Origin of the sequence: Intestinibacter sp. (assembly GCF_051866655.1) — a bacterium.
In the GTDB taxonomy this organism is placed as follows: domain Bacteria; phylum Bacillota; class Clostridia; order Peptostreptococcales; family Peptostreptococcaceae; genus Intestinibacter.
Genome location: NZ_JBJDXL010000414.1, coordinates 1 through 5,605 on the forward strand (window position 1 = coordinate 1; position 5,605 = coordinate 5,605).

Annotated in this window: 5 protein-coding genes; 1 reads left to right on the forward strand and 4 read right to left on the reverse strand. The window is 28.0% G+C overall.

All coding sequences use genetic code 11. The features are described 5' to 3' along the window. The 4 genes from ACI3VO_RS12455 to ACI3VO_RS12470 all read right to left on the reverse strand — a co-directional run. Window positions 1–717: shikimate kinase (locus tag ACI3VO_RS12455; RefSeq protein WP_439758225.1), on the reverse strand; the 717-nt coding region annotated here is incomplete at its 3' end. Window positions 718–965: 248 nt separating this feature from the next. After that, window positions 966–1,745 (reverse strand): shikimate kinase, encoded by a 780-nt coding sequence (locus tag ACI3VO_RS12460; protein ID WP_439758226.1) that lies wholly within the window; start codon window positions 1,743–1,745, stop codon window positions 966–968. A 113-nt stretch (window positions 1,746–1,858) separates the two neighbouring features. Further along, window positions 1,859–2,647 carry a type I 3-dehydroquinate dehydratase gene (gene aroD, locus ACI3VO_RS12465; protein WP_439758227.1) on the reverse strand — a complete coding sequence of 263 codons (789 nt, stop codon included), beginning with the start codon at window positions 2,645–2,647 and terminating at the stop codon, window positions 1,859–1,861. Window positions 2,648–2,757: 110 nt separating this feature from the next. Beyond that, window positions 2,758–3,645, reverse strand: a complete 888-nt coding sequence (locus ACI3VO_RS12470; RefSeq protein ID WP_439758228.1) for a LysR family transcriptional regulator — start codon at window positions 3,643–3,645, stop codon at window positions 2,758–2,760. Between the two features lie 378 nt (window positions 3,646–4,023). On the opposite strand from ACI3VO_RS12470, the gene ACI3VO_RS12475 reads away from it, so the two are divergent. After that, window positions 4,024–5,605: FAD-dependent oxidoreductase (locus ACI3VO_RS12475; protein WP_439758229.1), on the forward strand; the 1,582-nt coding region annotated here is incomplete at its 3' end.

Consider the following 5,605-nt stretch of genomic DNA (forward strand, 5'->3'; position numbering starts at 1 on the left):
TGTGTTTACTACTATATCTGCTATAGATTGATATCTATCTTGACGTTTTGCCATTAAATCGCTTATGTATTCAACGTTCATATTTCCATTTAATAATGGTCTTTGATTGCTGTATTTTACTCTGTTGTATACAGTTTCTGGAGTAGCTGTAAGTAATACTATTTTACCATTTTGTTTCATTAAATCTACATTTTCATCTCTCATTGGCATTCCACCACCACAAGAAATTATTATTCCTTGTCTAGTTTGTAGTTCTTTTAATGCATTAGTTTCACAAGCTCTGAAATAGTCTTCTCCTTTTCTTTGGAATATTTCATTTATTGTCATATCTTCTCTTTTTACTATGAAATCATCAGTTTCTAAATCTTCCATTTCAAGTATATGGCTTAAATAGCTTGCTATAGTACTCTTACCACAACCCATAAATCCTATTAACATTATATTATATGGGAATAAGTTTTTAGCTTGATATTTTTTAGCATTTTTAACTACATATCTAAATACGTTCATTATTTCATCTTGGTATTTGTTGTCTTTTAATTTTTTACATAGTGCTATTTCTTTTTTACCTTCGTATTCAGGTTGTAATATTGGCATACCATTTTCTCTTTTGTATTCCATTATTTCATCGATACAATCCATTCTTTTTGATAAAATTTTTATAATTTCATCATCATACATACTTATTTTTGCTCTTACTTTTTCTATATTGTTCATGTGTACCCACCTTACCTAATTGTATTTTACTAAATTATAGCAATATATTAAAGTATTTTCAATATTTCAAGCTAATAAAAAAATAATTTTTGAAATTTTCTTTATTTTTTAATTTCTTATATTTTTTTACTTTAATTTCATTATCTCATGCAAACAAATTTAAAGATTATACTTTGATTTTTTAATTAAAAAAAGTTACTAAATAATAATAAAAAAAATTATTACCTAGTAACTTAAATTTAAACATATTATTCAGATTTTATAAGTTTACTAACTATTTCTTCACAAATTTCATTTATTGTCTTATTGTCAGTAGATACTATAATATCACATGCATCTAAATATTTAGGTTCACGTTTTTTCATTAAATCAGAAATGAACTCTACATTCATGTTGCCATTTAATATAGGTCTTTCATTGCTGTATCTTACACGTTCAAATATAGTTTCTGGAGAAGCTGTAAGTAATACTACTTTACCACTTTGTTTCATATATTCTACATTTATATCTCTAAGTGCCATACCACCACCACATGATATAATAGTATTTTCTTTTTGTTTTAAAGATATAAGTGTGTTAGTTTCGCATTGTCTAAAATACTCTTCTCCACGTCTACTAAACATTTCATTTATTGTCATACCTTCCATTTTTACAATATGAGCATCAGTTTCTATTTCCTCCATAGATAGCATATGTCCTAAGTAAGAAGATACTGTACTTTTACCGACACCCATAAATCCTATTAAGAATATATTGTATGAGAATAGGTTTTTAGCTTGTATTTTTTTACCATTATCTACAATATATCTAAATACATCTAGTATTTCATTTTTAAACTTATTGTTTTCTACTTGTTTCATCAAGCTTATTTCTTTTTGAGCTTCGAATTCTTCTTGAAGTATAGGTAGACCATGTTCTTTTTTATAGGCGATTATATCTTCAATATAATTCATTCTCTCTGTCAGAATTTCTATTATTTTACTATCACATTCACTAATTCTTTGTCTAGTATTTTCAATATTCTTCATTTTTTTTCCCCTTTTTAATTAGTTTTATTTTGATAGTAACCCTAAATTAGGCTTTAGTCTAATTGATTTCTCTGCTCTTTTTTATATATTTTGTCTATAGTTTAATAGTCTTTTTATGCTTCAATATTCTTATGTATTAATTTAAGTAAATTACTTAAATCTTCAATATTAGGCTGTCCTGGCGCACTTTTCTTTCTGTTGACACCATAAGTTATACATGAGCCAAAAAATTCTCCACAAATCCTGCTAAGTCCACCTTTTTCTCCTATTGATATTGCACATATAGGAGTTTTTACTATATGTTCTGATAAAATAATTGTTGTCTCTAATAGTTCAACTACATCTAACTTGCTATGTGGCTTTGCTATTATTTTTATAATATCAGCTCCCATATCCTCTAATTGCTTAGCAGTTTCAATACTTTCTGCCTTTGATGGAGTATGTGTTAGGTTATGATTAGTTGCAATTACATATGTTCCCATATCCTTAGCAAATTCAATTATATCCTTCATGTTGTCTTTTCCAATACTATCTTCAATATCTATAATATCAACCAACTTACTTGCACAGACTTCTTTATATATATTCACATAATCCTCTACCGCTATTTCAGCCTCTCCTTCGCTTTTGTCAGTCTTTATTGTAAATATAAGTGGTATATTTTTCAATATTTTTCTAAGATCTTCAAGCACTTCTTCAATTTTTTCACAATCATTGTAGTATTCATACCAGTCAACTCTCCACTCTACAATATCGATATCGAGTATATCAAAATCTACTGGTATAATAGAAAATTTCTTTGCTGTTTTTAATATTTCTTCTTTTGTTCTATCACAAATTGGTACAATTATCTTTGGGATTCCCTTTCCTATTTCTACATTTCTAATCTTTAAATAACTCATACTCCTAAAATCTCCCTTCCCTCTATTAAAATCACTAAATACTATTATACCAAAAAAATTATAACTTAATATAAAATATAATTTTATATATTGTATACATCAATATTTCTTTATAGCCTATTGCAATTTTTTAATACAAATTTACTAAATTCATCTACTGCCGGCGATAGATATTTATTCTTTAATTTAGCCATATATATGTTTCTGCTGTACACAGGACTTTTTAACTTGATCACATCTACATTAAAATACTTTAAGAAAGGAATATTAGGCATTACGGCAATTCCAAAATCTTCTGCAACCAATCCTGCCATGGACTCGTCTTTTTCAACTTCATAAGATATATCTTGCTTTTTATTTATTCGCTTAAATAAATTGTCTATAACAGGTCTCAAGCCACTCGATTTAGTAAAAGCTATATGTTTATATCCAATAGTTTTTGCCAAGTCAATTTCTTTATACTTAGATAATTCGTGATTTTTAGGAACTACAACAACTAATTCCTCTTCTTTTACCTTTATAAATTCAATGCTGTTTTCATCTTCTACCATTGAACAAAATCCTATATCAAATCTCTCATTTTTTAAACCTTCTATAATAGATTTTGTATTTGAAGACGAAAATGTAAATCCAAAATTCTTATCTTCATTTTCATTTAAAAACTTTCTAACTATCATAGGAACAAATTCTGACTCTAGAGTGTATATGTACCCTAAATCTATAACTCCACTTGTAGAACAAGTTAAGGCCTTTGTTTTATCTATCCCCTCTTGGAGATAATCTAATGACTTTTCTACATATTTTAAAAATATCTTTCCATACTTTGTAAGGACAACATTTCTTCCATGTTTTTCAAATAACTTCGTTCCCAACTCCTCTTCTAAAGCAGAAATAGCATGACTTAAACTAGGCTGTGTTATAGATAAATCCTTAGCCGCTTTAGTATAATGCTCTAAATGAGCTAATTTAACAAAATATTGTAAATGATTTAAATTCATAATATCTCCTTCAAATTTATATATATCGTTCTTAATTATTAATATACAATATATATTTCGATTTTTTAAGTAATTAATTTATTTTTTATATAGCTATAAACTATAGATAATTTTTATATAAACGCTATTTTTTTTAGATTTTTTTTATAAATTTAAAAATTTCTCTAAAAATAAAAAAAATATTTATTTTAATATAATTTATAAGTATTTTTTTCAAAAAAACATTTTTCTATTACTTTTATCTATAATTTATAACAAAAAGTGCTATTAGTTATTTTAAATAAATACTGTTAGAATTATCTTAAATAAAAAAATAACAAACAAAACACAAATAAAAAATAATAATCAATAAAAATATAATTTATGGAGGTTTTAAAAATGTCACACAAATATAAAAATATATTTTCACCTTTAACAGTGAAACATATGAACTTAAAAAACCGCATCGTAATGATGCCAATGGGTACAAATTATGGCGAACAAAACGGAGAAATGAGTTTCTTACATATTAATTATTATGAACAAAGAGCAAAAGGCGGTACTGGACTTATAATAGTAGAAAACGCAAGCGTATTTTCTCCTCAAGGCTCAAACGGTACTTCACAACTTCGTATAGACCACGATAGTTATCTACCTAGATTATTCAAACTTTGCGAAAGAGTTCACAAATACGGAACAAAAATAGCTATCCAAATAAATCACGCTGGAGCATCTGCTATGTCTTCAAGAACAGGAATGCAACCAGTTTCTTCTTCAAATATACCTTCAAAGGCAGGCGGAGAAATTCCTAGACCTCTTGAAAAAGAAGAAATATATGAAATAGTTAAAAAATACGGTGAAGCTGCTAAGAGAGCTCAAACAGCAGGATTTGATGCAGTAGAAATACATGCAGGACACTCTTATTTAATAAGTCAATTCTTATCACCTTTATACAACAACAGAACTGATGAATTCGGTGGCTCTGTAGAAAATAGAACTCGTTTTGCAAGACTTGTAATAGATGAAGTTAGAAAAAATGTAGGACCTAACTTCCCAATATTATTACGTTTAAGTGCTGATGAATTCATGGAAGGTGGTAATACAATCGACGATTGCTTAGAATACCTAGAATACTTAAACGATGAAGTAGATATATTCGACGTATCTGCTGCTCTTAACGGTTCAATACAATACCAAATAGATGCTAACTACTTAAAAGATGGTTGGAGATCTTATTTAGCAAAAGCAGTAAAAGAAAAATTCGGTAAACCTTGTATAACAATGGGTAACATAAGAAATCCTCAAGTAGCTGAAGACATATTAGAAAGAGGAGATGCAGACTTAATAGGTATGGGTCGTGGACTTATCGCTGATCCTAACTGGGTAAATAAAGTAGAATTAGGCAAAGAAGATGAAATAAGAAAATGTATATCTTGTAATATAGGTTGTGCAGGTAACAGAATCGGTATAAATAGACCTATAAGATGTACTGTAAACCCTTCTGTAACTGACGCTGAACTTTATAAAAAAGAAAAAGTTAAAAGACTTTGCAATGTAGTAGTTATCGGTGGAGGAACTGCAGGCCTTGAAGCTGCATGTACAGCTGCAGAAGTTGGATGTACTACATTCTTAATTGAGAAAAAAGATGTTTTAGGTGGTCTTGCCGCTGAAATCTCAAAAATCCCAGACAAAAAGAGATTATACGACTTCCCTAAATATCTAATAAATAGAGCTGAAAAATTAGAAAATTTATATATATTTAAAAACACTGAAGCTAGTGTAGACTTTATAAAAAATCTAAGACCAAACTTAATAGTTAATGCTACAGGTTCTTCTCCATTACTACCTCCAATAAAAGGACTTCACGAAGTAATGGCCAAAGAAAACTCTAAAGTATTCTCTATACTAGACATGATAAATAATGTAGAAAATTATCCAGAAGATTTAACTGGTAAAAAAGTTGTTATCATCGGTGGTGGAG

Excerpts from the sequence above, each read along its gene's own strand:
- ACI3VO_RS12470 (WP_439758228.1), bottom strand. The coding sequence starts at position 3,645 with ATGAATTTAAATCATTTACAATATTTTGTTAAATTAGCTCATTTAGAG.
- ACI3VO_RS12460 (WP_439758226.1), bottom strand. The coding sequence starts at position 1,745 with ATGAAGAATATTGAAAATACTAGACAAAGAATTAGTGAATGTGATAGT.
- aroD (WP_439758227.1), bottom strand. The coding sequence starts at position 2,647 with ATGAGTTATTTAAAGATTAGAAATGTAGAAATAGGAAAGGGAATCCCA.